Annotated in this window: 30 protein-coding genes and 1 tRNA gene; 24 read left to right on the top strand and 7 right to left on the bottom strand. The window is 62.6% G+C overall.

Annotated elements, in window-relative coordinates:
• Positions 1-19: 19 nt before the first annotated feature.
• The 14 genes from B0G75_RS31220 to B0G75_RS31285 all read left to right on the top strand — a co-directional run bounded on the left by B0G75_RS31220 (position 20) and on the right by B0G75_RS31285 (position 9194).
• Positions 20-109: transfer RNA gene (locus tag B0G75_RS31220), tRNA-Ser, on the top strand.
• 207 nt (positions 110-316) lie between these two features.
• Complete coding sequence (locus tag B0G75_RS31225) at positions 317-1561, top strand: site-specific integrase (protein WP_106313872.1); 1245 nt, start codon at positions 317-319, stop codon at positions 1559-1561.
• 22 nt (positions 1562-1583) lie between these two features.
• Positions 1584-2363 (top strand): hypothetical protein, encoded by a 780-nt coding sequence (locus tag B0G75_RS31230; RefSeq protein ID WP_106313873.1) that lies wholly within the window; start codon positions 1584-1586, stop codon positions 2361-2363.
• Positions 2364-2472: 109 nt separating this feature from the next.
• Positions 2473-2685: an AlpA family transcriptional regulator gene (locus tag B0G75_RS31235; protein WP_106313922.1), complete on the top strand. Its 213-nt coding sequence runs from the start codon at positions 2473-2475 to the stop codon at positions 2683-2685.
• Positions 2686-3000 (top strand): transcriptional coactivator p15/PC4 family protein, encoded by a 315-nt coding sequence (locus B0G75_RS31240; protein ID WP_106313874.1) that lies wholly within the window; start codon positions 2686-2688, stop codon positions 2998-3000.
• 123 nt (positions 3001-3123) lie between these two features.
• Positions 3124-3420 (top strand): XRE family transcriptional regulator, encoded by a 297-nt coding sequence (locus B0G75_RS31245; RefSeq protein WP_308705939.1) that lies wholly within the window; start codon positions 3124-3126, stop codon positions 3418-3420.
• A 150-nt stretch (positions 3421-3570) separates the two neighbouring features.
• Positions 3571-3801, top strand: a complete 231-nt coding sequence (locus B0G75_RS31250; RefSeq protein WP_106313875.1) for a hypothetical protein — start codon at positions 3571-3573, stop codon at positions 3799-3801.
• On the top strand, positions 3794-4129 hold the full coding sequence (locus B0G75_RS31255; protein WP_106313876.1) for a hypothetical protein: 336 nt from the start codon (positions 3794-3796) through the stop codon (positions 4127-4129). The genes B0G75_RS31250 and B0G75_RS31255 overlap by 8 nt, the downstream gene beginning before the upstream one ends.
• Positions 4126-6342, top strand: coding sequence for an AAA family ATPase (locus tag B0G75_RS31260; RefSeq protein ID WP_106313877.1), 2217 nt, complete (start codon positions 4126-4128; stop codon positions 6340-6342). The genes B0G75_RS31255 and B0G75_RS31260 overlap by 4 nt, the downstream gene beginning before the upstream one ends.
• On the top strand, positions 6339-6779 hold the full coding sequence (locus tag B0G75_RS31265; RefSeq protein ID WP_106313878.1) for a hypothetical protein: 441 nt from the start codon (positions 6339-6341) through the stop codon (positions 6777-6779). The genes B0G75_RS31260 and B0G75_RS31265 overlap by 4 nt, the downstream gene beginning before the upstream one ends.
• On the top strand, positions 6776-7033 hold the full coding sequence (locus B0G75_RS31270; protein ID WP_106313879.1) for a hypothetical protein: 258 nt from the start codon (positions 6776-6778) through the stop codon (positions 7031-7033). Before B0G75_RS31265 ends, B0G75_RS31270 begins: the two co-directional genes overlap by 4 nt.
• Positions 7034-7227: 194 nt before the next feature.
• Complete coding sequence (locus B0G75_RS31275) at positions 7228-8481, top strand: phage major capsid protein (RefSeq protein ID WP_106313880.1); 1254 nt, start codon at positions 7228-7230, stop codon at positions 8479-8481.
• A gap of 195 nt (positions 8482-8676) precedes the next feature.
• Entirely contained in the window at positions 8677-9003 is a 327-nt protein-coding gene (locus tag B0G75_RS40865; RefSeq protein WP_181309392.1) for a hypothetical protein, read from the top strand.
• Between the two features lie 8 nt (positions 9004-9011).
• Complete coding sequence (locus B0G75_RS31285; RefSeq protein ID WP_106313881.1) at positions 9012-9194, top strand: hypothetical protein; 183 nt, start codon at positions 9012-9014, stop codon at positions 9192-9194.
• 395 nt (positions 9195-9589) lie between these two features.
• Here B0G75_RS31285 and B0G75_RS40325 read toward each other — a convergent pair whose 3' ends face one another.
• The 4 genes from B0G75_RS40325 to B0G75_RS31300 form a co-directional block, all read right to left on the bottom strand.
• The gene (locus B0G75_RS40325) at positions 9590-10003 is read right to left on the bottom strand and encodes a hypothetical protein (protein ID WP_146142554.1); all 414 of its coding nucleotides are present in this window, start codon (positions 10001-10003) and stop codon (positions 9590-9592) included.
• Positions 10004-10030: 27 nt separating this feature from the next.
• Positions 10031-10435: a RidA family protein gene (locus tag B0G75_RS31290; RefSeq protein ID WP_106313882.1), complete on the bottom strand. Its 405-nt coding sequence runs from the start codon at positions 10433-10435 to the stop codon at positions 10031-10033.
• Between the two features lie 177 nt (positions 10436-10612).
• Entirely contained in the window at positions 10613-10843 is a 231-nt protein-coding gene (locus B0G75_RS31295; protein WP_106313883.1) for a hypothetical protein, read from the bottom strand.
• A 119-nt stretch (positions 10844-10962) separates the two neighbouring features.
• Positions 10963-12183 carry a Bcr/CflA family multidrug efflux MFS transporter gene (locus B0G75_RS31300; RefSeq protein ID WP_106313924.1) on the bottom strand — a complete coding sequence of 407 codons (1221 nt, stop codon included), beginning with the start codon at positions 12181-12183 and terminating at the stop codon, positions 10963-10965.
• 257 nt (positions 12184-12440) lie between these two features.
• Here B0G75_RS31300 and B0G75_RS31305 point away from each other — a divergent pair, with 257 nt between their 5' ends.
• The 8 genes from B0G75_RS31305 to B0G75_RS31340 all read left to right on the top strand — a co-directional run bounded on the left by B0G75_RS31305 (position 12441) and on the right by B0G75_RS31340 (position 19876).
• Positions 12441-12908, top strand: a complete 468-nt coding sequence (locus B0G75_RS31305) for a hypothetical protein (protein WP_106313884.1) — start codon at positions 12441-12443, stop codon at positions 12906-12908.
• A gap of 157 nt (positions 12909-13065) precedes the next feature.
• A complete protein-coding gene (hemL, locus tag B0G75_RS31310; RefSeq protein ID WP_106313885.1) occupies positions 13066-14349 on the top strand; it encodes a glutamate-1-semialdehyde 2,1-aminomutase in 1284 nt (427 codons plus the stop codon).
• Positions 14350-14420: 71 nt separating this feature from the next.
• Positions 14421-15572 carry a bifunctional diaminohydroxyphosphoribosylaminopyrimidine deaminase/5-amino-6-(5-phosphoribosylamino)uracil reductase RibD gene (gene ribD / locus B0G75_RS31315; RefSeq protein WP_106313886.1) on the top strand — a complete coding sequence of 384 codons (1152 nt, stop codon included), beginning with the start codon at positions 14421-14423 and terminating at the stop codon, positions 15570-15572.
• Between the two features lie 15 nt (positions 15573-15587).
• Positions 15588-16202 (top strand): riboflavin synthase, encoded by a 615-nt coding sequence (locus B0G75_RS31320; protein ID WP_012434067.1) that lies wholly within the window; start codon positions 15588-15590, stop codon positions 16200-16202.
• A gap of 201 nt (positions 16203-16403) precedes the next feature.
• On the top strand, positions 16404-17540 hold the full coding sequence (ribBA, locus tag B0G75_RS31325) for a bifunctional 3,4-dihydroxy-2-butanone-4-phosphate synthase/GTP cyclohydrolase II (protein WP_106313887.1): 1137 nt from the start codon (positions 16404-16406) through the stop codon (positions 17538-17540).
• A gap of 49 nt (positions 17541-17589) precedes the next feature.
• A complete protein-coding gene (gene ribH, locus B0G75_RS31330; protein ID WP_006050161.1) occupies positions 17590-18096 on the top strand; it encodes a 6,7-dimethyl-8-ribityllumazine synthase in 507 nt (168 codons plus the stop codon).
• On the top strand, positions 18093-18527 hold the full coding sequence (gene nusB, locus B0G75_RS31335) for a transcription antitermination factor NusB (protein ID WP_012434069.1): 435 nt from the start codon (positions 18093-18095) through the stop codon (positions 18525-18527). The genes ribH and nusB overlap by 4 nt, the downstream gene beginning before the upstream one ends.
• 152 nt (positions 18528-18679) lie before the next feature.
• Positions 18680-19876 (top strand): pyridoxal phosphate-dependent aminotransferase, encoded by a 1197-nt coding sequence (locus B0G75_RS31340; protein WP_106313888.1) that lies wholly within the window; start codon positions 18680-18682, stop codon positions 19874-19876.
• Positions 19877-19987: 111 nt separating this feature from the next.
• Here the strand turns inward: B0G75_RS31340 and B0G75_RS31345 are convergent, their stop codons facing one another.
• Positions 19988-21181: a transglycosylase SLT domain-containing protein gene (locus B0G75_RS31345; protein ID WP_106313889.1), complete on the bottom strand. Its 1194-nt coding sequence runs from the start codon at positions 21179-21181 to the stop codon at positions 19988-19990.
• A 606-nt stretch (positions 21182-21787) separates the two neighbouring features.
• Here B0G75_RS31345 and B0G75_RS31350 point away from each other — a divergent pair.
• Both B0G75_RS31350 and B0G75_RS31355 read left to right on the top strand, forming a co-directional pair.
• Positions 21788-23356 carry a UbiD family decarboxylase gene (locus tag B0G75_RS31350; RefSeq protein WP_106313890.1) on the top strand — a complete coding sequence of 523 codons (1569 nt, stop codon included), beginning with the start codon at positions 21788-21790 and terminating at the stop codon, positions 23354-23356.
• Positions 23357-23409: 53 nt separating this feature from the next.
• Positions 23410-24087 (top strand): LysE family translocator, encoded by a 678-nt coding sequence (locus tag B0G75_RS31355; protein ID WP_106313891.1) that lies wholly within the window; start codon positions 23410-23412, stop codon positions 24085-24087.
• Positions 24088-24169: 82 nt separating this feature from the next.
• Here the strand turns inward: B0G75_RS31355 and B0G75_RS31360 are convergent, their stop codons facing one another.
• Positions 24170-25135 carry a threo-3-hydroxy-L-aspartate ammonia-lyase gene (locus B0G75_RS31360; protein ID WP_106313892.1) on the bottom strand — a complete coding sequence of 322 codons (966 nt, stop codon included), beginning with the start codon at positions 25133-25135 and terminating at the stop codon, positions 24170-24172.
• Between the two features lie 249 nt (positions 25136-25384).
• On the bottom strand, positions 25385-25681 hold the full coding sequence (locus B0G75_RS31365; RefSeq protein WP_106313893.1) for a hypothetical protein: 297 nt from the start codon (positions 25679-25681) through the stop codon (positions 25385-25387).
• Positions 25682-25800: the final 119 nt, after the last annotated feature.

Genomic DNA, 25800 nt, shown 5'->3' on the forward strand with positions numbered 1-25800 from the left:
AGGTTACAATTTACGGCTTGGAGGTGTGGCCGAGTGGTTTAAGGCACCGGTCTTGAAAACCGGCGAAGGAGCAATCTTTCCGTGAGTTCGAATCTCACCGCCTCCGCCAGGACGTCTGTTTTGAACCGTCCGGTTCAATCTGAATCAATCACGCAAAGCCTTACCAGCTAAGGCTCTCAGCGCAAAATCCCAAAAAGTAGTTGTCCGGTTTCGTTGCAATTAATCGCGTTCAGTCGTAAATTTTATGGTGGACTGGATGGTGGACTAGCGTTGGTGGACCAGATGGTGGACTGCCGGCGCGTCGAAACGAGCAACGATGCCTAAGAAAGCCAAGGAACTCGGCCCGCTGGCCGTGAAGCGACTAACGACGCCGGGAAAGTATCCCGTGGGCGGCGTCAACGGCCTGTACCTGAAGGTAGTCACTCCAGAGGCTCGCTCCTGGGTGCTGCGCGTCGTCGTCGCGGGCAAGCGCCGCGAGATTGGCCTAGGGCACTATTCCGAAAGCGCCATGGGCGTCGCGGCTGCTCGCGCTAAAGCGCTGGCGACGCGCGAAGACATCGAGCGGGGCATCGATCCAGTGATGAAGAAAAAGGAGGCGAAAAGCCTCCTGCGTGCCAGCCAGGCGCTTGAAATGACTTTCGAGCAGGCTGCCAAGCGCTTTATCACAGCCAAAGAGCCCGAATGGCGCAACTCCAAGCACGGCGCCCAGTGGACGTACACGCTCGAGGAGTTCGCCTATCCGCTAATCGGCAAAATGATGGTGCGGCACGTCACGCGTGCACACGTGACCGAAATCTTGGAGCCGATCTGGACGACGAAAACGGAGACTGCATCGCGCCTGCGCGGCCGCATTGAGGCAATTCTCGACTGGGCGCGCGTGAAGGGCTTCCGCGACGAAGGCGTGAACCCGGCTGCATGGCGCGGCAACCTAGACAAGCTGCTGTCGGCTCCGAAGAAAACCAAGCGCGTGCGCAATCACCCCGCCCTGCCGATCGTCCAGATGGGCACGTTCATGGTGACGTTGCGCGCGACCGAGGGCGTGAGCGCGCGCTGCCTCGAATTCTCGATATTGACCGCGGCGCGATCCGGCGAGGCCCGCTTTGCCGAATGGCCGGAAATCGACTTGGAGAAAAAGGTGTGGTCGGTGCCCGCCGAGAAAATGAAGGCGAAGAAAGAGCATCGCGTCCCGCTCTCGCCGGCGGCGGTGCAGCTGCTGGAGTCGATCGAGCGGAAGAAAGACGTTGACCTGATATTCCCGAGCCCGCGCTCGGGCCGCGCGCTGTCCGATATGTCGCTGCTGGAGTTGATGCGTCGACAGAAACTTGAGGCGACGCCGCACGGCTTCCGATCGACATTCCGGGACTGGGCAGGCGAGTACACGAACTACCCGCGCGAGCTGGCTGAGGTGGCGCTGGCGCACATCAAGGGCGATGCGACCGAGGCCGCGTACTGGCGCGGCGACGTGCTCGAAAAACGCCGGCGCATGATGGTCGACTGGGCCGCATTCATAGCCACGCCGCACGAAAGCGGCGACGTGATACCGATCAACCGAACGGCGTGACAGTTTTGCTACAGGGCAAGCAATGAAAAAACAGTACATAACGAATTTCTCGCCGGCGGAGTATTTCGGTTGCGACGGTGCCGACCCCGCTACAGGCCCATGGGCGGAATGGTTTGCTGGCAAAGCTGATTTCTTCGACCCTGACTACGCGCAGTTCGTGTGGTGGCACCTTTGCGAGATGCAATTGCTGTTCTGCGACATAAGCATGGCGCTCGGCAAGCCCGTCGGCCGCTCACCCGAAGAATTCGAAGCATCGATCAATTGGCACCTAGGACTGGCGGAATCACATTTGGGCGGCTCGCTTCAGCTTGATAATCCCTTCGCCTTTGATAGTGATGTGAGTGATATGCATGACGCAGACGGGCGACACTCAGCAATGACATTGCTGGCATATGCGATCTGGTGCATTGATCGCATGATCGACGCTCTTCGTGCTAGCGACGCAAAGACGGCTGCCGCTGCGGCCGCATATGGGCTTCGTGCGCTTGAGCTGACGCACGAATACCGCGATGACTTCCCCGAGGTAAAGGCGCGGCTCGAAAGCGCACGGCAGCGTGAGCGCGCAAATGCCAGACACGCCAAGGATGAAAAGCAAGTCGATAAGAATTTTGTTCGAGGGTGCTGGCTCGAATGGCAAGAGCAACCCGACCGCTACAAGGGCAAAGCCGCATTTGCGCGCGATATGCTCGAAAAATCCAAGCATCTCCAAAGCACCAAAGTCATAGAGGATTGGTGTCGAGAATGGGAAATAGAAAACCGTAAGTCTGCCGGCAGACTGCGCATCGTTCCGGTAGGCGGATAACCCTGCGGCACACTGCGCATCCTGCCGGGACGCAGGTTTTCAGGCCTGAAGCGCATGCATAGTCTTCGCATTGACCCGTCCAATCCCGGACGCTTCAGAGTCAATGCCGATGAAAACAGCAAACACCCTCAAGAGCTTTGACGACCTGCCGAACGCGGCGGCCGTCGATGTCAAGACAGTGGCCGCTCTCTGTGGCTGCAGCACGTCAACGGTATGGGAGCGCAGCAAGCGCGGTGCTCTCCCCGAACCTATCAAGATCGGCGGCGCGGCCCGCTGGAACGTCGGCAAGCTCCGCAAGTGCCTGATGCCGGAGGCCGCATAAATGACGGGGCAAAAAAATAGCGCCCCGAAGGGCGCCGGCAAAGAAAACCTCATCAACGGCCAGCAGGTTAACACAGACAGCGAATGCCTGGTGCGCTTCCTCGATGCAGTGAAGAACGCCAGCGAGCGCGTACGCGTCGACGTTAAAACCTATCGTGGCAACACCTACATCGACATTCGCGTGTGGTATGTGGACGCCGGCGGCGAGTATCACCCGTCGAGCAAGGGCATCATGGTCAAGCCGACGCTTGCGCCCGAGCTGCTGCGCGGCATCGCACTGGCGGCTCAATCCTTCGATCCGAAGGAGGTGAATTAATGCGGCGTCTGTACGGTTGGCAATTGACAGAGGTACCCAAAGGGCCTACATTAGCATTTCAGGTTCGTGCACGTCGCAAGGACCGTTTCTCCGAAAGGAAGCCCCTCATGAAGACCCATCTTCGTGCGCGCCAGCTCGCGCCAAAACAAAATGACCTATACACCACCTTCGCCGGACGACATGGAGCGCCTCAAGCAGGAACTGGGGAAAAGCAGCACCGAAATGGCGGAGCTGTTCGGCGTATCGTCCGGACGTCAATGGCGCAAGTACATGGCAGCGGACGCGACCAACAGCCGGGACATGGGCATGCACATGCTGTTCTTTGCAATGGCGCGGTTGGAACTCGACCCGCAGACGCTGGAACGCATACTCGATCGAATGAGAGCAGCCGGCGCGACGATCGAATTGAACAAGCCTTAACCCCCCGCGCACTCACGCAAAACCCTTCCGCAATCGTCAATCAAGCGCTGCGCGACGCCGCGCTTGCTTTGACGCCCAACGCCGCAATCGACCTTCTGGCCGATGCTCTGCTGGCGCTGGTAGTGATGGCTCACCCGGTCGAGGTGAACCATGGCTGATCGCAAAGACGTCGCCAAGCGCGCGGGCCATGCCCTCGCCGATGCTTCCGCCCGCTTTGACCGCTCGCGCGTGCTTTTCGAAATGATCGAGCGCGCCAACGCGGAGGGCGAAACAGACCACGTGCTTCTGCTTTCTCAGATCGGCATTGAGATTAGCTACAGCGCATACGGCACGACTGGCGATACGGCCGATCGGTTTCTCGCGGAGGCCGACCATGATTGAACAGATCGACACCAAAGAGATTTTCAGCCTGGTCGACAACGCGTCCGGTAATTTCGCGTTCGCTCATGAGTCGTTCGCGCAGATCGCAGCCTTGTTCGAAGCAATCGCGGCGAGCTTGCCCGATTACAGCGTCGGGCACCGGCTGGCAAAGCTTGGAGAGGACGTGTGCGACGACCGCACATCTACCTTCGAAAGCATGCGCGACGAATACAACGGCCATGTCGAGCGGTATCTCCCTCACTTCTATGGCGCCGAGGGCCGCGCACTTGTCGCTTGCCAAACTCGGCGTACCTCAAGCGCTGAGCAGTCCTCACGAGGTGACGCATGAATGTACAAGCTGAAGAGGACCGCATCCGCGCGGCGCTGAGCCACGTCCCCGCCGACAGCCGGGACACCTGGGTGCAGATGGGAATGGCGGTTAAAGCAGAGCTCGGCGACTCAGGTTTCGACCTATGGGACGACTGGTCGAAAATGAGCCAGGCCTACAGCGAGAGCGACGCGCGCGCGGTATGGCGCTCGTTCAAAGCGGGCGGCATCACGATTGCCACACTGTTCAAGGAGGCAATCGCCCACGGCTACACCGAGAGCGAGCCGCTCAAGCCAATCGACCCGGCCGAGCACGCCCGGCGCCGCGCGGCGCGCGAGCAGGAAGCGAAGGAAGCCGCGGCGCAGCATGAGCGCAGCCAGGCCGAAGCCGCAGACAAGGCCCGGGAATTGTGGGAGCGGGCCGGCAAAGTTCACGCCGACCACGCCTATATCCGCTCGAAGAAGATCAAACCCTACGGCGCGAAGCAACTGCGCGAGCAGCTCGTCATCAGGATTCAGGACGTGGACGGCACCCACCATTCCGCCCAGTACATTCAGGCGGACGGGAGCAAGACGTTTCAGACCGGCGGCCGCATCAGCGGATGCTTTGCGGCAGTGACAGCCGGCGCCAGGCCGAACGCCAGGACACCCCTGTTGATCGCCGAGGGCTTCGCGACCGCCTGTTCGCTACACGAAGCGACTGGCTACCCGGTGGCCGCCGCGATGAACGCCGGCAACCTGCTGAACGTCGCGAAGGCGTGGCGGGCCAAGTATCCGCGCGTGCGCATCGTGATCTGCGCCGACGACGACACCGAGACGGCAGGCAATCCGGGCATGACGAAGGCCACGGAGGCGGCGCGCGCGGTAGGCGCATTGCTCGCCGCGCCCGACTTCGGCCTGGATCGGCCTGACCGCTCCAGCGACTTTAACGACCTGCACGCGCTTGACGGGCTCGACGCTCTACGCCGCTGTGTGGACGCGGCCACCGCGCCCGGCGGTGTCGCCAAGCCCGCGGCGGCCCGCCCGACCGCCCTGCTCACGCGCGCGAGCGACATCGTTCCCGAGGCAATCCGCTGGCTGTGGCCGAACTGGCTGCCTGAAGGAAAGTTGACGCTGCTGGCGGGCTCGCCGGGCACCGGCAAGACAACGCTGGCGCTGGCATTGTCGGCAACGGTGTCGCGCGGCGGCAAGTGGCCGGACGGCACCGCCTGCAACCGCACCGGCGACGTGCTGATCTGGTCGGGCGAAGACAATCCGGCCGATACGCTCGTCCCGCGCTTGATGGCGGCCGGCGCGGATACGCATCGAATCCACATCGTCACGGGTAGCACCGACGCAAACGGCGAGATCCAGCCTTTCGACCCTTCCAACGATATTCCGCTGCTGGCAGAACGGCTCTCGGAGATGGGCGGCGCAGCAATGCTGATTGTCGACCCGATCGTCTCAGCGGTATCCGGCGACGCCCACCGGGTCAACGATGTACGCCGCAACCTGCAAGCGTTGGTCGATATGGCTGCGAGCTATCGGTGCGCGGTGCTGGGTATCAGCCACTTTGCGAAGGGCACAAAGGGCAGTTCGCCGGCCGAGCGGGTTATCGGCTCTCAGGCGTTCGTGGCGCTCGCCCGCATGGTGCTGGTGGCAGGCAAAGACGAGGCTGCCGAGCGGCGCATCCTCGCGCGAGCCAAGTCCAACATTGCACCAGACGACGGCGGCGTGAGCTATACGCTCGAAATGGCAGATGCGGGCGGCATTCAGGCAAGCCGGGTTGTGTGGGGCGACATGATCGAAGGTACGGCTCGCGACATTCTCGGCGACGTCGAGCAGCTGGACGACGAAGAGCGAACCGGCCAGGACGAGGCTCGCGAGTTTCTCGCAAGCATTCTTTCGGACGGTCCGAAGCGCACACGCGAACTAAAAGCCGACGCAGACGGCGCTGGTTACAACTGGAAAATGATGCAGCGCGCGGCGTCGAAACTCGGCGTCGAGAAGCGCAAAATCGGAATGAAAGAAGGATGGGAGTGGGCACTCCCGAAGGGGACAAGCTACGAAGAAGACACGAAGGGGACCGCTCTCTATACCGTGTCCCCTTCGGTAATCCATGTCCCCTTCGGCTCTGGCAAGGGTTTGCGGGCGGTCGAATTTCCGGCTTCTGCCGAAGGGGACATCGGAGAGAGAGTGACCCCTTCGGAGAATTTGCCCGAATCTGAGACCGACGAACCGGGGGACGAACTGTGAATATCAGCGATCTCATTCAGGAGGCCAAGGCCGCAGGAGTTCGTCTCTACCTGCACGACGGCAAGGTGAAACTGCGCGGCGATGCAGAGGCCATGAAAGCGCTGCGGCCCAAGCTCGCACCGCACAAGGCGGAGATCCTCGCGTACCTGCAAGGCGCCGAGCAGCAAGCCAGCGAGTTTTGGCCGTGGGCACCGTATCTCACGACGGCAGACGTAGAGCGATTCCGAACCGAGCTCGTCGGGACCATTGAGAAGCTGGCCGACATGGAGCACTGGCCGGACGAGCATCGCGACGACGTGCTGAGCCGAGCGATACGCGGCCCGCTCGCCGACCTGTTGCCGAACCTGCACCACTTCAACCAACGATTGACGGAAGCGACCGCCGAGGCGGCGGCGCGCGAAGCCACCAAACAGCACACCTGGAGATTTGACCGATGAATAGCACCGAAAAGACGATTGCCAACTACCAGACGGCCGTAAAGCACCTTCTGCAAGCTGCGTTCAATCAGCAGCGGGTCGAGAACCCGACGCAGTACGCCAACTGTTCCGTGATCCTCCAATCCGGCGGCATGGTCCAACTGCGCAGCAACGCAATGGCCGGCGGCGTGCTGGAGACGGTTATCGATGTCGTTGACGCGGCCGGCGAGTCGTTCGAAGTATGTCGGCTCGAAACAGGAGTTGTTAACCACTGAGTAGTCCTGTACGATTTGGCTTGACAGAACACCCGCATGTATGCCGTGCGCTACATGCGGGCAATCCTCAACCTGAGGACGTTCCTGCATAAGGCTGCACGCCTCGCGCTGCAGTAACCACACTGAACAGCAAAGCCGAGCGCTGCTGGGCGGGTCGTGACGAAACTCCCCAAATTCATTTTGTGAGGCATCACATGCATTCGTTTACCCAAAAACCGATCGCGCGCGGCATCCAGTCTATTCGCGCTGAAGGTGGCAATTCGAACCCGGCTGTAGCCGCGATGATGGAGAACGTCACCAAGGCGTTCGCCGCGTTCAAGGAAACGCACCAAGCCGAGCTTGCCGAGCTGCGCGAAGCGGTCGATTCGCATTCTGTTCTGATGGCATCGCAGCAGATGAACAGCAACGGCGGCGCGGCGGCGCGTACCGAGCAAGAGCCGATCTACGCGGCGCGCGGGCTGCGTGCAGCACAAATCAGCGCGCACTATGCGGGGCTGTCAAAGCAGCTTGACGAAGACAAGACCATCACGATGGGCGATTTCGTGCGCGGCGTGGCCGGGGTGCGGACGACCGACGGCGTCAAGGCTGCACTCAGCGTTGGATCCGATCCGGCCGGCGGCTACAGCGTGCCTGCCATCACGATGCCCGGCATCCTTGATGCGCTGGTCGACCAGTCCGCACTGCTGTCGGCTGGTGCGTCCATCGTGCCGGTCGACGGCGGGAAAAGCTTCACGACCGCTGCTATCGACACGCTCCCGGTTCCGGCGTGGCGCAACGAGGCTGGCGCTGTGGCCGGGACTCAACCGACCTTGCGGGCCGTGACCGCGACGCCGCGCAGTCTCGCCTGCATCGTGCTCTTCAGCCGTGAGCTGCTGGCCGACTCGATCGACATTTCCCGCGCCGTTACCACGTCGATCAGTCAGGCGTTCGCGCTTGAGTTAGATCGTGCTGGCCTTGTCGGTTCGGGTGTCGCGCCGATGCCGCTTGGCCTGTACGGCATGGAGGATGTGGCGAAGATCGATCAGGTTGGCACCAAGTTTGGCTATGCCGACCTGCTGGGCGCGTACCAGGCACAGCTTGAACGCTCTGCGCCTGCGCCGACTGCGGTCATCATGGCACCGCGCACGCGTGTCGGCTTGGCCGGCTTGACGGACACGACGGGCCAGCCGCTCAACGCTCCGCCGCTGGTGGCAGACCTGCGGCAGTTCTCGACCAACGGCGTGCCGATCAATCTCGGCGCCGGCACTAACGAGAGCTTGGCATTCGTTGGTGACTTCCGGGTTGTGCAATACGTGATGCGTGAGCGCCTGAACATCGGCGTGCTGCGCGAACTCTACGCGGGCACTGGTCAGATCGCCTTCCTGTGCCACGCACGCGTCGATGTGGTTGTCACCTACCCGTCGTGCATCAGCGTCATCGATAAGGTCGTGAGCACGGCCGCAGCGTAGCCAGCGAAGCCCGCCAAGGTCGTCGGCAGCAGCGCGGCCTTGGCGGCGGCCGAGTTATCCACAGATCGATGTGTCGCCCCCTCACTTACCCACAGATAGGCCGGGGGCATCCAAAGTTGCCTGTGGATAACTTTCTAGACCCCACGTTCCCACACGCGCAGAAAATTTTCCCCTTTTGAAAAAGGAATTCAGCAAATGGCAGGCGTCAAAGGCAAGTCCGGAGGGCCGCGAGCCAATAGCGGCGGGGCTCGGCCGGGCGCTGGCAGGCCGAAGAAATCAAAACCCGCGCCCACGCCGCTCGACGAGCGCGACATGCTCCAACTTTTGCAGGACATCGCGCTCGGTCGCGTCGACGCAACCGTGATTCAGGTACGGGCGGCCACTGCGGCGCTGCCGTTTCTCTATGCCAAGAAGGGCGAAGGCGGTAAAAAGGACGAGCAGGCCGAAAAGGCGAAGCGGGCTGCAAACAAATTCGGCGCGATGCAGCCGCCGCCGCGCCTGGTAGTCAACAACCCGAAATAGGATTGGATATGGATGGAAAACCGGACCCGGTATGGGCCACCATCAAAAAGACAGACGACCCGCGCGAATTCCTGCTGGCCGTGATGAACAACGATGCCATCGATATGTCGGCTCGGATCGAGGCCGCTGATGCGCTGATGCCTTATTACCACGAGAGGCTGGCGGCCGAGGACGACGAGCAAGAGGACTGAGAATCCCTGGCAGAAAGGGAGCGGCGCTGACACAAGCCTTGAGCGCCGCGAATCTGCTGACGACCAGCCGGCGGTGTCGTCGTGCCTTGCACACAGAAAACACCGGCAGTCGGCGACGTTGCGGCGTGTTGCAGGGTTAGCCCCCTCGTACCGCGTTGGACGTGCGCCGATATTTGTCTGGCAAAACACCCTATTGTGGTGCATGTAAGCATATGAAAGAATTCATCCCCTTGGCCGGCTGATCCCTGCCAAGGCGTGTTTCGAAGGCCGCAGCTATGCCTGCGGCTTTTTTTCTTTCTGGAATGGTGGACTGGATGGTGGACTGATCGAGAATCTATCCAACAAAGCCTTGTCAGTACTGGATGATTGGCGGACACCGCCTCCGCCAGAATGCGTTATCGAATACGGGCCTCTTGGCCCGTTTTTCGTTTCCTGCCACCGAGCGCGCATAGTGGTAACGCGAAGCTCGGGGCATCGGCAGCGTCGATCGGTGTGGACGCGCTGCGCGGCGCAAGCGGCAACATCGGCGTCAATGTGGCGGCTAGCGCACTGAACGCGCAGGCCAATCCGGTCGCGTTGATCACCACGCCGAATCTGCAATCGCCTCGCAACAGAATGTGCATGCGATCGTGCGAATGACAGGAAGCGGCACCGCCGAACTCGGCGCAATCCGCATTGAGCACAAGAGCGGTAAAGTCGGCGTGAATATCGCGGCCGGGCAAGGCCCGGTCAATGGGCTCGTGATTCATTGAGCTACGGCATTCACGCGGTTCGTTGAAATCACCACACTGCCGAGCACGCGCCAACACTCAAGACACCAGGTCAGTAACCAAAAGCTAAACCAGCGCGGTCGCCTCGACCTCGATCTTGAAACCGTAGTGCAACTGCGGGACCGGCACGACCGCGCGTGCAGGCCGTGCTTCACCGGCCCAACGCGCGTAGATCTGATTGAAGCTCATCCAGTGCTCGACATCGACAATGTAGACGCGCACCTGGACCAGTTGAGCAACGCTGCTGCCCGCGCTTTCGAGCGCGGCTTGCGCATTGGCCAACACCTGTTCGGCCTGAACCTCGAACGAGGCCTCGGATAGCTTGTCGCCTTGCGCCGTGATCGGCAATTGTCCCGAGACGAACACGAAACCATTTGCGACCGCAACATGACTGTAATGACCGCCCGGCTGCGAAAGCGTAGCGGGATTGTCCACATGCGGCAGATGCGGGTCGTGCTGGCTACCAGCCATGAATATCACTCCAGATGTGAGGACGGCGCATGACACTGCGTGCGATTCATCCACACGGCAGCATCCCGTTTTTGCAAAAGCGATGAGCGATCACACGAGCAACTATGCAACGCGAGCGCTACCCGCGCGAGGCACCGCGCCTCACATCAACACGCTTCCACAAATGTGCCGCCCACATCACACGCCAAGCAATTCCAGCTTCTCGCGCGCATCCGCGCAACGGCGGTTCAGATCGCGATGCATCAACTGACTGTCGAGCAGCGTTGATACATCAGACAAACCAAAATCAAAGCGCAAGACGTATTCGATGTCTGTGTAATCGTGATAGGCGCCGCTGTCCGCCAGCTTCTGCGCTTCAGCGAAAGCAGCTTGTTGCCGTTCGCCGTTCATCAAGTCTCTGATCGCCATGAATGCCGCTCCGAGGAACAGTGGGTCCATCATAGCAACGGAAATTCAAACGCACGGTCGCGCGCACGCAACACCTGGTGTTTTCCGTAGGCGCCACGCGGCTTGCACTTCATCAGTCCTCAGACGGCAGCGACAGGCACCTTGGCCCCGTGCCACCTGACAACCAGAATCCGGCCGAGATAACACAGCAAGCCCGCCACTCCCACCGTCACGCCCATGCCCTTGGGCGAACCGTCCTGCCAGAGTCCGACAGCAAGGCTCGACAACGCGCCGAGCGCCAACTGCACGGCGCCGAACACGGCGGCCGCGGCGCCGGCATTCTGCGGATAGCGATGCATCAGATCGGTCGTGCAGTTGGCGGACAGAAGACCGACCACGCCGACCACGAAGAACAGCCCGAACACGATCGACCACAGACCACCCCAGCCGGTCAGCGACACGAGACAGACAAACAACGACGCAATGCAGCTCACGGTCGCAGCGAAAGAAATGATCGGCAGCGAACCGAGGCGGCCGACGAGCCGCGTATTCATGAAGTTGCCAAACATGATGCCGACGATATTCAGCGCGAACAGGAAGCCGTAATGCTGCGCCGACACATGGAAATATTCGATGTAGACGAAGGGCGTCGCGGTGATGTACGCGAACATCGACGCGAACGCCATGCCGCCGCACAGCATGTGCCCCCACGCAACCGGATCGCGCAGCAACTTGCCATACGCGCCGAACGACTTCAGCAATGCCGAGTGCGCACGCTTCTCACGTGGCCACGTTTCCGGCACCTTGAGAAACGCAGTGATCGCGCACACCGTGCCGAACAGCGTCAGTACGATAAACACCACGCGCCAGCCGCCGAGCAGCAGCAACTGTCCGCCGATGAGCGGCGCGAGCAACGGTCCGATCGACGTGACGATGGCAAGCATCGACAACACGCGAGCGGCATCGGTCGGGCCGTGGGCGTCGCGCGCGATGGCGCGCGCCAGCACCGAGGCGGCGCCCGCGCCCAGCGCCTGCACGAAACGGAACGTCACGAGCGAGCCGATCGAGAATGACATCGCGCAGGCGACGCTAGCCAGCGCGTACATGACGATGCCGCCGAGCAACACGGGCCGGCGGCCATAGGTATCCGACAGCGGACCATAGAGCAGCATGCCGATCGAAAAGCCGAACATGAAGCTGGTGAGCGTCGTCTGCGCGGCGCCGGTGCTGATGGCGAACGCCTGCGCGATGGTCGGCAGGCTCGGCAGATACATGTCGATGGAAATCGGCCCGCATGCGGCAAGCGCACCGAGCAACAGAATCAGCCGGCCATCGGGCCGGCTTCTGGTGACGTGAGACATGGGAATCCAGATGAAGCGCCGCGCCGTCATCGGCAGCGGAACAGGTGAAACGGAGAAAACAGCAACTTGACGGCCTCAATTGTACGCGACGGTTAACACGGCAGCCGGGCTCTGGAGCGGGTCGCAAAGAACGCGCGTTTGGCGTCGACAACTCGCGGCAGCCACGTTGCCGATCGGTTAAGCTGCCGCCTGAACGCTTTGGGTAACGCAAATCTTTGCGCAGCGCCCTTCCCGACCATTCTGTACGCGACCATGCGATGACCGCATTCCTCCTGATCTGGAGCCCCAAGAAATGGCCATGGCCCGAGTTGCCCGATGTGGCCAAACGCGTGGCCGCGGGCGTCGCGGTGGCCGACGCGTGGGGCTGCGGATTTGCGCGCAGCATCCTGCCGGGCGACCGCGTGTTCCTGCATCGCGTGGCGCAGGAACCGAAGGGTATCTTCGGCTCCGGCTATGTGACGCGCGCGCCGTACGAGGTGCCCGATCCGGCCACGAAGCGTGGCTACCGTTTGTGCATCGACTTCGTGTACGACTGGCTCGTCGATGCATACGAAGGCGTGGTGATTCCGCGCGAGATGTTGCGCGCGCATCCTTTCTCCGTACAGACGTGGGACGCGCAGAGCTCAGGCACCGTGATCAAGCCGATGGCCGAAGGCGCATTGGAAAAGCGCTGGGCGGAACTGACCGGCAAACGCAAGCCGCCGAAGTTCGACACGCCGACGTGACCAACGCAGAAAAACCAGGCAAGCGGCCCGCTGCGCAGGCGCATCCGGAAAACCTGTTCACGCTGACTCCGGTACAATTTCCCCACCTATTCCAGCGCCGCGCGACTCGCCGACAGGCGACCCGCGTTGCTGCGCAACCCCAATTCCAGTCATCGCCATGTCCAGAAACGAAACCCTTTTTGAACGCGCGCAACGCACCATTCCCGGCGGCGTGAACTCGCCGGTGCGGGCCTTCCGCTCGGTCGGCGGCACGCCGCGCTTTATCGAGCGCGCGCAAGGCCCGTACTTCTGGGATGCGGACGGCCAGCGTTATATCGACTACATCGGCTCATGGGGCCCGATGATCCTCGGCCACGTCCATCCGGAAGTTCTCGAAGCCGTGCAGCGCGTGCTGGGCAACGGCTTCTCGTTCGGCGCGCCGACCGAATCGGAAGTGGAAATCGCCGAAGAAATCTGCAAGCTGGTGCCCTCCATCGAACAGGTCCGCATGGTGTCGAGCGGCACCGAGGCGACCATGAGCGCGCTGCGCCTTGCGCGCGGCTTCACGAACCGCAGCCGTATCGTCAAGTTCGAAGGCTGCTATCACGGCCACGCGGACAGTCTGCTGGTCAAGGCCGGCTCCGGCCTGCTGACCTTCGGCAACCCGACTTCGGCGGGCGTGCCGGCGGATATCGCCAAGCACACCACTGTGCTCGAGTACAACAACGTCGCCGAACTCGAAGAAGCGTTCAAGGCGTTCGGCAACGAGATCGCCTCGGTGATCGTCGAGCCGGTGGCCGGCAACATGAACCTCGTGCGCGCTACGCCCGAATTCCTGCAAGCCTTGCGGCGCCTGTGTACCGAGCACGGCTCCGTGCTGATTTTCGACGAAGTGATGTGCGGCTTTCGCGTCGCCTTGGGTGGCGCGCAAGAGGTCTACGGCATCACGCCGGATCTGACGTGCCTCGGCAAGGTGATCGGCGGCGGCATGCCGGCAGCGGCTTTCGGCGGCCGACGCGACATCATGGCCCATCTCGCGCCGCTCGGCGGCGTCTACCAGGCGGGCACGCTCTCGGGTAACCCGATCGCGGTCGCCGCAGGCCTGAAAACGCTGCAACTGATCCAGGCGCCGGGCTTTTACGACACGCTGGCCGCGCGCACCGCGCGCCTCGTGCAGGGTCTCGCGAACGTGGCGCGCGAAGCCAAGGTGCCGTTCGCGGCCGATTCGCTCGGCGGCATGTTCGGCCTCTACTTCACGGACTCGATCCCGACCAGCTTCGCCGAAGTCACGAAGAGCGACGTGCCGCGCTTCAACGCTTTCTTTCACAAGATGCTCGACGCCGGCGTGTACTTCGCGCCGTCGGCGTATGAAGCGGGCTTTGTTTCGATCGTTCACGACGACGCAATCGTCGACGCCACGATCGACGCCGCGCGCGGTGCGTTCGCGTCGCTCGCGGCCTGAAGCCGGCGAGACAACCTACCGCTAAAACCGAAACCCATTACAGCCTAGCCACCGTACCCGACCGGACACCGATGTTTTCGCAAACCGATTTCGTCCATATGGAACGCGCGCTCGCGTTGGCCAAGCGCGGCATGTACACCACCGACCCGAATCCGCGGGTCGGCTGCGTGCTCGTCAAGAACGGCGAGGTGATCGGCGAAGGCTTTACGCAACCGGCCGGTCAGGATCATGCTGAGATCCGCGCGCTGAAAGACGCACGCTCGCGCGGTCACGATCTGCGCGGAGCCACGGCCTACGTGACGCTGGAGCCGTGCAGCCATTTCGGGCGCACGCCGCCGTGCGCGAATGCTTTGATTGAAGCCCAGGTCGCGCGCGTTGTCGCGGCAATGGAAGATCCCAATCCGCAGGTATCCGGACGCGGTCTCGCCATGTTGCGCGACGCCGGTATCGAAGTGCGCTGCGGACTGCTCGCCCACGAAGCGCACGAACTCAATATCGGCTTCGTCTCGCGCATGACACGCGGCCGCCCGTGGGTACGCATGAAAGTGGCGGCCTCGCTGGATGGCCGCACCGGCTTGCCTTCGGGCGACAGCCAATGGATCACCGGCGAAGCGGCGCGCGCCGACGGCCACGCCTGGCGCGCTCGCGCGTCGGCGATATTGACGGGCATCGGCACGGTCAGGGAGGACAATCCGCGCATGACGGTGCGGGCTGTCGACACGCCGCGCCAGCCGCAACGCGTACTGATAGACAGCCAGCTCGACGTGCCGCCGGATGCGCAGATTCTGGCCGGCGCAGCCACGCTGATCTTCTGCGGCAATCTGGATGGGCGACATACGGATCGCGCCAACGCGCTGCGCGATCGCGGCGCAGAGATCGTCCAATTGGCGAACCCGGCCGGCAAGGTCGATCTGCCTGCGGTGCTCAAAGTGCTCGGCCAGCGCAACGTCAACGAACTGCATGTCGAGGCGGGCTACAAGCTGAACGGCTCGCTGCTGCGCGAAGGCTGCGTCGACGAATTGCTCGTGTATCTCGCGCCGAGCCTGCTCGGCATGGACTCGATGAGCATGTTCAATCTGAGCGCGCCCGAAACGCTCGAAGGCCGCGTCAAACTGAACTTTCATGCGGTCGACCGGATCGGCGAAGATGTGCGGATTCTCGCGCGCTTCATGCCCCAACCCGGACCCGGCAACGACCCCGCGACCCCACCCGTTTCGAAATGATCGAGGATTAGTACGATGTTCACAGGAATCGTCGCGGCCGTGGGCCGCATTGAATCAGTCAAGCCGCTCGGCACGGACGGCGACGCGGGCGTGCGCCTGAACGTCGAAGCCGGTGGCCTCGATCTCGACGACGTGCAGCTGGGCGACAGCATTACGATCCAGGGCGCCTGCATGACCGTGGTCGCGAAGACCGCCCACTCGTTCGAAGTCGACGTGTCGCGCGAAAGCCTGAACTGCACGGCGGGCCTCGGCGAAACCGGCGAAGTCAATCTCGAGAAAGCGCTGCGCGCACACGACCGGCTCGGCGGCCATATCGTTTCAGGCCATGTGGACGGCCTCGGCACGGTCACGCATTTCGCGCCGGTCGGCGAATCGCACGAACTGCGCGTGCTGGCGCCGCGCGAAATCGGCCGCTATCTGGCGTTCAAAGGCTCTATCACTGTCAACGGCGTGAGCTTGACCGTCAACTCGGTTAAAGATCGCGACGATGGCTGCGAATTCTCGATCAACCTGATTCCGCACACGGTCGAAGTGACCGCGCTCAAGCGCCTGCGTGAAGGCACGCAAGTGAATCTGGAGATCGATCTGATCGCGCGCTACGTCGAGCGCATGCTCAACGCGCCGAAATAACCGGCCGCAAGCCCGGCTACGCATGGGCTGCTGGCGGCGCCTCGCCGCCTCCGGCCGGTTCATGCGGCCATCGTTTTCAACGAGCATAGCAACAGCGGACGGCTCATCGCCAGTCGGCCAAATGGCCTATGCCGTTCGGCGGAGGCGACTTGGGCCCGCGCGTGGCGTAAAATACGCGCTTTCTTCGAAACTCTCGCCAACATGACGCTCGCCTCCACTCTAGAGATCATTGCCGAACTGAAAGCAGGCCGGATGGTGATCCTCGTCGACGAAGAAGACCGCGAAAACGAGGGCGACCTCGTGATCGCCGCCGAATTCGTCACGCCGGAAGCGATCAACTTCATGGCCCGCTACGGCCGCGGCCTCATCTGCCTGACGCTCACGCAGGAACGCTGCAAGCTGCTGAATCTGCCGCTCATGACCTACCGCAACGGAACCCAGTACGGCACCGCGTTCACGGTCAGCATCGAAGCGGCCGAAGGCGTCACCACCGGCATTTCGGCTGCGGACCGCGCCCGCACGATCGCCGCCGCGGTCGCGCCGGACGCCAAGGCCGAGCACATCGTGCAGCCGGGCCACGTGTTCCCGATCATGGCCCAGCCCGGCGGCGTGCTGGTGCGCGCCGGCCACACCGAGGCGGGCTGCGACTTCACCCACCTGGCCGGGCTCACGCCGGCCGCGGTGATCTGCGAAGTCATCAAAGACGACGGCACGATGGCGCGCTTGCCGGACTTGATGGAATTCGCGAGCGAACACGGTCTGAAAATCGGCACGATCGCGGATCTAATCCACTATCGCAGCCGCACCGAGTCGATCGTCGAGCGGATTTGCGAACGCACCATGCAGACCGCGCACGGCGCATTCCGCGCGGTCATGTATCTGGACCAGCCGAGCGGCCAGCCGCACATCGCGCTGGTGCGTGGCACGCCGTGCACGGATCAGGACACGCTGGTGCGCGTGCATGAGCCGCTGTCGGTGCTAGACCTGCTCGAAGTTGGCGAATCCACCCATTCGTGGACGCTGGACGCGGCCATGAAAGAAATCGCCGCACGCGAGTGCGGCGTGATCGTGCTGCTGAACTGCGGCGACTCGAAAGACCATCTGATCGACGTTTTCAAGGCGTTCGACTCGAAGGAAAAAGCCGACGCGCTCAAACGCCGCCCGGTCGACTTCAAGACGTACGGCATCGGCGCGCAGATTCTGCGTGAGCTCGGTGTCGGCAAGATGCAGGTGCTGTCGAACCCGCGCAAGCTGGGCAGCATGTCGGGCTACGGTCTCGAAGTCACGGGTTTCGTGCCGATGCCGGGCGGCAAGGCACAAGCTCCGCAACACGGCTGATCCGACCATTCACGCGCTTCGCGCCCACTCAAAACACTACGGAATTCACATGGAAATCGGACAATACCAACCGAATCTCGACGGCGACGGACTGCGTATCGGCATCGTCCAGGCGCGCTTTAACGAGCCCGTTTGCAATGGCCTCGCGGACTCCTGCATCGAAGAACTCGAACGCCTCGGCGTGACCGGCGAAGACGTGCTGCTCGTCACCGTGCCGGGTGCGCTGGAAATTCCGCTGGCGTTGCAAAAGCTCGCCGAAAGCGCGCAATTCGACGCACTGATCGCGCTTGGCGCGGTGATTCGCGGCGAAACGTACCACTTCGAACTGGTCTCGAACGAAAGCGGCGCGGGCATCACGCGTATCGGCCTCGACTTCGGCATTCCCGTCGCGAACGCGGTGCTGACCACCGAAAACGACGAGCAAGCCGTCGCGCGCATGACCGAAAAGGGTCGTGACGCAGCGCGCGTGGCCGTCGAAATGGCGAATCTCGCCGTCGCGCTCGAACAACTCGGCGGCGACGACGAGGAAGAAGACGAAGAAGAGGAAGAGGCATGAAGAGCGCACGCCGACGCTCCCGCGAACTGGCCACGCAGGGGCTTTACCAGTGGCTGCTGTCGGGCTCGCCCGGCGGTGAAATCGACGCGCAACTGCGCGGCGCGCAAGGCTTCGACAAGGCCGACCACGAACATCTGGACGCCATTCTGCACGGCGTGATCCGCGATTCGGAAGCACTCTCCGCGGCAATCGCTCCGTGTCTGGACCGTCCGATCGAGCAGCTTTCGCCGGTCGAACGCGCCGTGCTGCTGGTAGCCGCGTTTGAACTGAAGAATCACGTCGACATTCCTTATCGCGTGGTCATCAACGAAGCAGTCGAGCTCGCCAAGACGTTCGGCGGCGCGGACGGCTACAAGTACGTGAACGGCGTGCTGGACAAGCTGTCGGCACAACTGCGCGTGGATGAGACGCAAGCGGCTCGCAAGCGTTGAGCGCATGGCGCAATGACTGGCGGCTCGATTGCCGTCATGCGCCTCGCTGAATGAATGCGGCGCGAGTGAATCGCTTGCAAGGACGCCGTTTCGCGCATAAGCACTCGCGTCGAACGTCGTCCCGCTTTTGCTTCTGAACTGGATTTGATCGTATGAACTCCGTGACCGAACCCTTGGTGCGGCTTGCTGCGCGTGTCGACGCCATCCAGCCTTTCTATGTGATGGAGCTGGCCAAGGAGGCCGCGCTCCTTGAGCGCGACGGCCGCGACATCATTCATATGGGCATCGGCGAACCCGATTTCACCGCGCCGGAGCCGGTTATCGAAGCGGCCGCGAGCGCACTGCGCCGTGGCGTCACGCAATACACCAGCGCGCTCGGCCTGCACGCGCTGCGCGAAGCGATCTCGGCGCATTACGCCGACTTCTATGGCGTCGACGTGGATCCGGCGCGGATCGTCGTTACCGCCGGCGCATCGGCCGCATTGCTGCTGGCTTGCGCGGCGCTGGTCGATCGCGACGACGAAGTGCTGATGCCCGACCCGTGCTATCCGTGCAACCGCCATTTCGTGATCGCCGCCGAAGGCAAGCCGGTGATGGTGCCTAGCGGCCCGGCCGAACGTTTCCAACTCACCGCCGCCGACGTCGAGCGTCTCTGGAACGGACACACCCGTGGCGTGCTGCTGGCGTCGCCGTCGAACCCGACCGGCACATCGATCGAACCGGCCGAGCTGGAGCGCATTGTCAAGGCCGTGCGGGCGCGTGGCGGCTTTACCATCGTCGACGAGATCTACCAGGGGCTGAGCTACGACGCGAAGCCCGTGTCGGCGCTCTCGTTTGGCGACGACGTGATCACGGTCAACAGCTTCTCGAAGTACTTCAACATGACGGGCTGGCGCCTGGGCTGGCTGGTGGTGCCGCCCGGCATGGTCAGCGCGTTCGAAAAACTCGCGCAAAATCTGTTCATCTGCGCTTCTGCGCTCGCCCAGCACGCGGCGCTCGCCTGCTTCGAGCCGCAAACGATCGCGATCTACGAAGCGCGGCGCCAGGAATTCAAGCGTCGCCGCGACTTCATCGCGCCGGCATTGGAATCGCTCGGTTTCTCCGTGCCGGTGATGCCCGACGGCGCTTTCTACGTGTACGCGGATTGCCGCACGGTCGCGCATGCCGCGGCCGGCGACAGCGCGGCGCTTACCAGGGCCATGCTGCACGATGCGGGCGTGGTGCTGGTGCCGGGCATGGATTTCGGTACGCACGCGCCGAAGGAGTACATCCGGCTGTCGTACGCCACTGCCTATCCGAAGCTGGAAGAGGCCGTCGACCGGCTGGCGAAATTCTTCGGCAAGGCTTGAGCGAAGCAGCTCACTCTTAATCGCCAGACGAAAAAAGGACACGCCAGATGGGTGTCCTTTTTTGTTGCCGCTCCTCTCCTGCATGGAGTCGCCAGTTCTACGTTTCCAACCTCAAGCGCCCAGCTCAGACGCCGATGCCACGTGCTTCGTCGCGTTGGCGCTCGCATCGTCCTGCTCGGAGGAAACCGGCGCCTTGACCGGTGTCGCCGCGCTCAACTGATGACTGCCCTCGAGCGTCACCTGCACGCGCTTGCCATTGCTGCCGGCAGACGCAGCGGTGTTGGTCGACGCCGTCAAAACCGGCGCCTGCGGTGCATTGATCGGCACCTTGCGGCCACGCGCCACGTCACGCAGACGGGCACGCTCAGCCATGACCTTGGCGCCGTAGCCGCCGTCGTCCGGCGAGGTCGAGCCGACGTACAGACGCAAGCCGCCCGGCAGCGAGCCGCCACGTGCGATGCAATCCTTCAGCACCAGCGCGCCCACCTTGATGTTCGCGACCGGTTCGAGCGCCGCGCTCTGACCGCCGAAATATTGGAATTTGTCCGAGTGCACCTTGGACATCACCTGCATCAGGCCTTGTGCGCCGACGCCGCTCTCGGCGTACGGGTTGAAGCCCGACTCGATTGCCATCACTGAAAGCAACAGCAACGGATCGAGACCGACTTCGCGGCCGGTGTCGAACGCCGCCTTCACGAGCTCGCTAACGGGCTCCTGAGCGACGCGATAGCGCCGCGCCAGAAATGAAGCAACCAGGTCCTGCTCACGGGTCGAGATCAGGACGCGGTCGTCGCGTGCGTCGGCGGATACGCGTTGCGACGGGATCAGGCTCGCCAGCGCGGTAACGCTTTGCATGGTGCGCGGGTCGAGGCCGTTGAGCGCCGCGACGCCCATGCCACTCGAACCGGTGGCGTCGAATGCGTTGTCAAAGCTGGAGTTGCTCGCGGTGACAGTGTTGCCGTTAGCGTTGCCGTTGTTCGTGCCGCTCACGGCATCAGGGCCGTTCGAGTTGGCGGTCAGCGAGTCGTCGGAGGACGCGCGCGCGGGCGGTCCGAAAGCCGGCAGCGGGTTGCCCTGCAGCAGACGGGCGGGACCGGCTTGCACAGCGGCGGAGATGACGGGCATCAACTTGGCGGCTAGCGTGCCGCGCAGGGCCGGCATCAGCCACAGTGCGACTGTCAGCACCACCGCGATACCGCCGACGATGCTGAACAGGTGATGACTCATTCGCGTCCCGCGACGCAGCGCACCACGCACAACTTGCGCGATACGCTCATCGGGACGCCACGATAACCAGGCGTTCATTCAGATCTCCCATGTTGCATGATCCGCGAACCCCGCCGGATGAAGAGGCGGTGAGGCACGTTCGCAGAGTCAAGACATCGCGCGCTCTGTCTGGTTAGGGCAGCAGCGACGTCGGGAAAACGGCAAATACCGTTTGTGGGGAGCCGTCCTGAAAGAGGACCGCGGCATGTCAAAAAAGCATGCGGGCGGTGGCTCCCACGCGAAAAACCAGCGTCAGTTGGCGCTGGCGAGGACATCAATAAGACCGTTAATACCGTGCAGGGAGTCGGTAAGCGGTGACGCGTTGCGTCTGATGGGACCGGGGGCAGTGGTAAAAAGGTTCACGCCCTGCAACCAATGTGGACGGATTCTATGCAGGGTTTTATAGATCGTCAACACTATAGATAGGCAAATGTATAACTAATTGTAATAATGAACGGTGTTCAGACCGTCCAAAACCGCGCGGCGCGCGCCTTTTGAGCGATCTCGATTCCTCCGTCTCACCTAGGTCGTTTGGCTGAGCTACGTGCGCCTGCCAACACAGGTAAAATCGACAATCGTTCTGGCGCCGTTAAACCCTTCTGCGCCTCCCCTTTCCGCCGCCTGCGCGGCACTGAACAGCACCAGATGAAATACAAAGACCTGCGCGATTTCGTCGGCCGTCTCGAGACGATCGGTGAACTGCGCCGCATCTCACAAAACGTCTCGCCTGTCTTGGAAATGACCGAGTTGTGCGACCGCGTGCTGCGCGCCGGCGGTCCGGCTTTGCTGTTCGAAAGCAAGGCACAGCATGAGTTCCCGGTGCTCGGCAACCTGTTCGGCACGCCGCGGCGGGTCGCGCTCGGCATGGGGGTGGACGCGCAAGCCGGCGAAGGCGACGGCACCGCGCTCGAATCGCTGCGCGACGTGGGCCGGCTGCTCTCCGCATTAAAGGAACCGGAGCCGCCGAAGGGCCTCAAGGACGCCGGCAAACTGTTCTCGCTCGCGAAGGCCGTGTGGGACATGGCGCCAAAAACGGTGAGCGCGCCGCCCTGCCAGGAAATTGTCTGGGAAGGCAACGACGTCGACCTCGCCAGGCTGCCGATTCAGACGTGCTGGCCCGGCGATGCCGGCCCGCTAATCACATGGGGCCTGACCGTCACAAAAGGGCCGAACAAGAGCCGACAAAACTTAGGCATATATCGCCAGCAATTGATCGGACGTAACAAACTGATCATGCGATGGCTCGCGCATCGCGGCGGCGCGCTCGATTTTCGCGAGTTCGCGCTGCAGAACCCGGGCAAGCCGTATCCGGTGGCCGTCGTGCTGGGCGCCGACCCGGCGACGATTCTCGGCGCGGTTACGCCGGTGCCCGACACCCTCTCCGAATACCAGTTCGCCGGGCTGCTGCGCGGGGGCCGTACCGAACTGGCGAAGTGCATTACGCCGGGCGTCGACGGCTTGCAGGTGCCGGCGCGTGCCGAGATCGTGCTCGAAGGCTTCATCTATCCGCAGGAAGGCGCGCCTTCGCCCGCTCCCGCAGGCGCGCCGCCGCGGCCGGTCAAAGGCGCGTCGGCGGCCTATGAACATGCGCTGGAAGGCCCGTACGGCGACCACACCGGCTACTACAACGAGCAGGAGTGGTTCCCCGTCTTTACGGTCGAGCGCATCACCATGCGGCGCGACGCGATCTACCACTCCACGTACACCGGCAAACCGCCCGACGAACCGGCCGTGCTCGGCGTCGCGCTCAACGAAGTGTTCGTGCCGCTGTTGCAAAAGCAATTCAGCGAGATCACCGACTTCTATCTGCCGCCCGAAGGCTGCAGCTACCGCATGGCCATCGTGCAGATGAAGAAGAGCTACCCCGGCCACGCCAAACGCGTGATGTTCGGCGTGTGGAGCTTCCTGCGGCAGTTCATGTACACGAAGTTCATCGTCGTGGTCGACGAGGACGTGAATATCCGCGACTGGAAGGAAGTGATCTGGGCGATCACCACCCGCATCGATCCGGCGCGCGACACGGTGATGGTGGATCGCACGCCGATCGACTATCTGGATTTCGCCTCACCCGTTGCCGGCCTCGGATCGAAGATGGGCCTCGACGCGACCAACAAGTGGCCCGGCGAAACCGATCGCGAATGGGGCCGCCCCATCGTGATGGACGACGCGGTCAAACGGCGCATCGACACCTTGTGGAGCGAGTTGGGCCTCTGAGGCAAACCGTATAACGAGACTGAAATAACAAAGCTATCGGAGCCGTTGCGCGGATGCATGCTTTTTCAATGATGTCAGATGGATTTTTTCTGTCGCTGTCGCTCTGTCTGGATATCGGTCTCGTGAACGTCGCCATGATTTCCCTGACGCTCTCGCATGGCTTCAAACCGGGCTTCTGGCTCGGCCTCGGTTCATGCATCGGCGATCTGATTTATGCGGCGCTCGCGCTCGCGGGCATGGCGGCCTTGCTGCAGTTCGAATCGGTGCGCTGGGTGGTGTGGATCGGCGGCGCGGGGATCCTGCTCTTCCTGACCTGGAAGATGGCGCGTGAAGCGGTGTTCCCGGCGACGGCGCCGGCCGTGGCCGGCGAGGCTAACGCGAATGCGCCGCATCTGTCCGCGTGGCGCGGTTTCTTGCGCGGCGTCTTGCTGGCGGTGTCGTCACCTTCGGCGATTTTGTGGTTCGCCGCGGTCGGCGGCGCGCTGATCGCGAAGGCTGGCGCCACGAGCGTGACGACCGCGCCGGTCTTTCTCGGTGGCTTCTTTCTCGGCGGCCTGTGCTGGACGATCTTTATCTGCGGACTCGGCAGCCACGGGCGCAAGCGCGCGGGCACCGGTTTGCTGCGCGCCTGTCACGTGCTGTCCGCGCTGCTCTTTGCGTACTTCTCGTACAGCGTGATTGTCAACGGGTATCGCGACCTGATCGTGCAAACCGCGCACGTGGCAAGCTGACGTGAAACGGCTCACGTTGGCGAGCCGTTTTCGATTGAGCGCCAAGCCAGGCGAGCGCGACAGCGCCTGCCTACACGATGTATCAGGCGAGATATTGCGCGAGCTTTTCCAGGTCGACGTTGCCGCCGCTCACCACCACGCCGACACGCTTGCCCTTCACCGGCACGATGCCATTGAGCACCGCGGCCGCGGCGAGACAGCCCGTCGGCTCGACCACGATCTTCATGCGCTGCGCGAAAAAGCGCATCGTCTCGATCAGCTGTGCGTCGCTGACCGTTTCGATCTGCGCGACCAGCTTCCGAATAATCGCGAACGTGTAGTCGCCCAGATGTGTGGAGGCGGCGCCGTCGGCGATCGTGCGCGGCGTGTCGATATGCACGATCTCGCCGCGCGCCAGCGACTGCTGGCCGTCGTTGCCCGCCTCCGGCTCGATGCCGATCACCGTGCAGGCCGGGCTCAATGCCGCCGCGGACAACGCGCTGCCGCTGATCAACCCGCCGCCACCGAGGCACACGAACAGCATGTCGAGCGGGCCGGTTTCCTCGATCAACTCCTTCACCGCCGTGCCTTGCCCGGCGATCACGTGCGGATGGTCATACGGCGGAATCAGCGTCATGCCGCGCTCTTCAGCGAGCCGCCGGCCGATCTCTTCGCGGTTCTCCGTGTAGCGGTCGTAGGTGATCACTTCACCGCCGTAGCCCTTGGTCGCCGCGACTTTGGCCGCGGGTGCGTCCTGCGGCATGACGATCGTCGCGTGGACGCCGGCAAGACGTGCCGACAAGGCGATCGCCTGAGCATGGTTACCCGACGAATACGTCAGTACGCCGGCCTTGCGCTGCTCCGCGTCGAAATGCGAGATCGCGTTATAGGCGCCGCGAAATTTGAAGGCGCCCATGCGCTGAAAATTCTCGCACTTGAAGAACACCGACGCCCCGGTGCGCTCGTTGAACGTGCTCGAAGTTAGAACGGGAGTGCGGTGGGCGATGCCGTTCAGACGCGCAGCGGCGTCGAGTACGTCGTCGAAAGTGGGAGCGGGAAGCGCTTGCATCGGCGAAACTCTCCAGAGCGGTGGCGAAACAGCCATTCTCCCAGCTTCGACCGAGGTTTGGAACGTCACGCGTGAAGTGAACTTCTGTGGCGGCGGCTCTTCGCCCTGTCTCGCTGGTGCGAATTGATACCGTCATTCCGACAAAATGCCCTACATTGACTGCATGAAAAGCCGCCAACCAAATACAAACGGCGTAACCCGGCGATCAAGCCGGCGTTACGCCGTCAACAAAAGCGCTATGTGCCGCGATCAACGGCGATAGTAGCCGTGACCGTAATAACCGCGGTAATAGCCGTGGTGATAATAAGGACGCCCATAGCCACCGTAATACCCATCCACTACGACTGGCGGCGGCGCATAAACCGGCTGCGGCGCGTAGTACACCGGGGGCGGTGCGTAGTACACCAGGGGGGGCGCGGCATAAACCGGGTAAGCCGGCGCAATCGGAACCCCGATACCGATACCGACGGAAACGTGCGCCTGAGCGGCACCCGCAAGTCCCAAGCCGAGTGCTGCGGCAACGACAAACGGAACGATCTTTTTCACTTTTATTCTCCTAGCGCGGCCCACCGAGGTCGCCGACTTCGCATGCCCTGCATGCTATGAAATCAATGTATCGAAAAAGACCGCGCCTATCTGTTCGCATTTGTTGCAAATTGCAATTG

Origin of the sequence: Paraburkholderia sp. BL18I3N2, assembly GCF_003001875.1 — a bacterium.
Taxonomy (GTDB): Bacteria; Pseudomonadota; Gammaproteobacteria; order Burkholderiales; family Burkholderiaceae; genus Paraburkholderia; species Paraburkholderia phytofirmans.

What these genes read in the sequence shown, in the direction of transcription:
- B0G75_RS31270 (WP_106313879.1), top strand. Translation starts at nt 6,776, where the DNA reads ATGAATAGCACCGAAAAGACGATTGCCAACTACCAGACGGCCGTAAAG.
- B0G75_RS31350 (WP_106313890.1), top strand. Translation starts at nt 21,788, where the DNA reads ATGAAATACAAAGACCTGCGCGATTTCGTCGGCCGTCTCGAGACGATC.
- B0G75_RS40865 (WP_181309392.1), top strand. Translation starts at nt 8,677, where the DNA reads ATGGCAGGCGTCAAAGGCAAGTCCGGAGGGCCGCGAGCCAATAGCGGC.
- B0G75_RS31360 (WP_106313892.1), bottom strand. Translation starts at nt 25,135, where the DNA reads ATGCAAGCGCTTCCCGCTCCCACTTTCGACGACGTACTCGACGCCGCT.
- B0G75_RS31275 (WP_106313880.1), top strand. Translation starts at nt 7,228, where the DNA reads ATGCATTCGTTTACCCAAAAACCGATCGCGCGCGGCATCCAGTCTATT.
- B0G75_RS31250 (WP_106313875.1), top strand. Translation starts at nt 3,571, where the DNA reads ATGGCTGATCGCAAAGACGTCGCCAAGCGCGCGGGCCATGCCCTCGCC.
- B0G75_RS31355 (WP_106313891.1), top strand. Translation starts at nt 23,410, where the DNA reads ATGCATGCTTTTTCAATGATGTCAGATGGATTTTTTCTGTCGCTGTCG.
- ribD (WP_106313886.1), top strand. Translation starts at nt 14,421, where the DNA reads ATGTTTTCGCAAACCGATTTCGTCCATATGGAACGCGCGCTCGCGTTG.
- B0G75_RS31235 (WP_106313922.1), top strand. Translation starts at nt 2,473, where the DNA reads ATGAAAACAGCAAACACCCTCAAGAGCTTTGACGACCTGCCGAACGCG.
- B0G75_RS31240 (WP_106313874.1), top strand. Translation starts at nt 2,686, where the DNA reads ATGACGGGGCAAAAAAATAGCGCCCCGAAGGGCGCCGGCAAAGAAAAC.
- B0G75_RS31285 (WP_106313881.1), top strand. Translation starts at nt 9,012, where the DNA reads ATGGATGGAAAACCGGACCCGGTATGGGCCACCATCAAAAAGACAGAC.
- B0G75_RS31300 (WP_106313924.1), bottom strand. Translation starts at nt 12,183, where the DNA reads ATGTCTCACGTCACCAGAAGCCGGCCCGATGGCCGGCTGATTCTGTTG.
- nusB (WP_012434069.1), top strand. Translation starts at nt 18,093, where the DNA reads ATGAAGAGCGCACGCCGACGCTCCCGCGAACTGGCCACGCAGGGGCTT.
- ribBA (WP_106313887.1), top strand. Translation starts at nt 16,404, where the DNA reads ATGACGCTCGCCTCCACTCTAGAGATCATTGCCGAACTGAAAGCAGGC.
- B0G75_RS31230 (WP_106313873.1), top strand. Translation starts at nt 1,584, where the DNA reads ATGAAAAAACAGTACATAACGAATTTCTCGCCGGCGGAGTATTTCGGT.
- B0G75_RS31295 (WP_106313883.1), bottom strand. Translation starts at nt 10,843, where the DNA reads ATGGCGATCAGAGACTTGATGAACGGCGAACGGCAACAAGCTGCTTTC.
- ribH (WP_006050161.1), top strand. Translation starts at nt 17,590, where the DNA reads ATGGAAATCGGACAATACCAACCGAATCTCGACGGCGACGGACTGCGT.
- B0G75_RS31255 (WP_106313876.1), top strand. Translation starts at nt 3,794, where the DNA reads ATGATTGAACAGATCGACACCAAAGAGATTTTCAGCCTGGTCGACAAC.
- B0G75_RS31345 (WP_106313889.1), bottom strand. Translation starts at nt 21,181, where the DNA reads ATGAACGCCTGGTTATCGTGGCGTCCCGATGAGCGTATCGCGCAAGTT.
- B0G75_RS31260 (WP_106313877.1), top strand. Translation starts at nt 4,126, where the DNA reads ATGAATGTACAAGCTGAAGAGGACCGCATCCGCGCGGCGCTGAGCCAC.
- B0G75_RS31320 (WP_012434067.1), top strand. Translation starts at nt 15,588, where the DNA reads ATGTTCACAGGAATCGTCGCGGCCGTGGGCCGCATTGAATCAGTCAAG.
- B0G75_RS31305 (WP_106313884.1), top strand. Translation starts at nt 12,441, where the DNA reads ATGACCGCATTCCTCCTGATCTGGAGCCCCAAGAAATGGCCATGGCCC.
- B0G75_RS31340 (WP_106313888.1), top strand. Translation starts at nt 18,680, where the DNA reads ATGAACTCCGTGACCGAACCCTTGGTGCGGCTTGCTGCGCGTGTCGAC.
- hemL (WP_106313885.1), top strand. Translation starts at nt 13,066, where the DNA reads ATGTCCAGAAACGAAACCCTTTTTGAACGCGCGCAACGCACCATTCCC.
- B0G75_RS31290 (WP_106313882.1), bottom strand. Translation starts at nt 10,435, where the DNA reads ATGGCTGGTAGCCAGCACGACCCGCATCTGCCGCATGTGGACAATCCC.
- B0G75_RS31225 (WP_106313872.1), top strand. Translation starts at nt 317, where the DNA reads ATGCCTAAGAAAGCCAAGGAACTCGGCCCGCTGGCCGTGAAGCGACTA.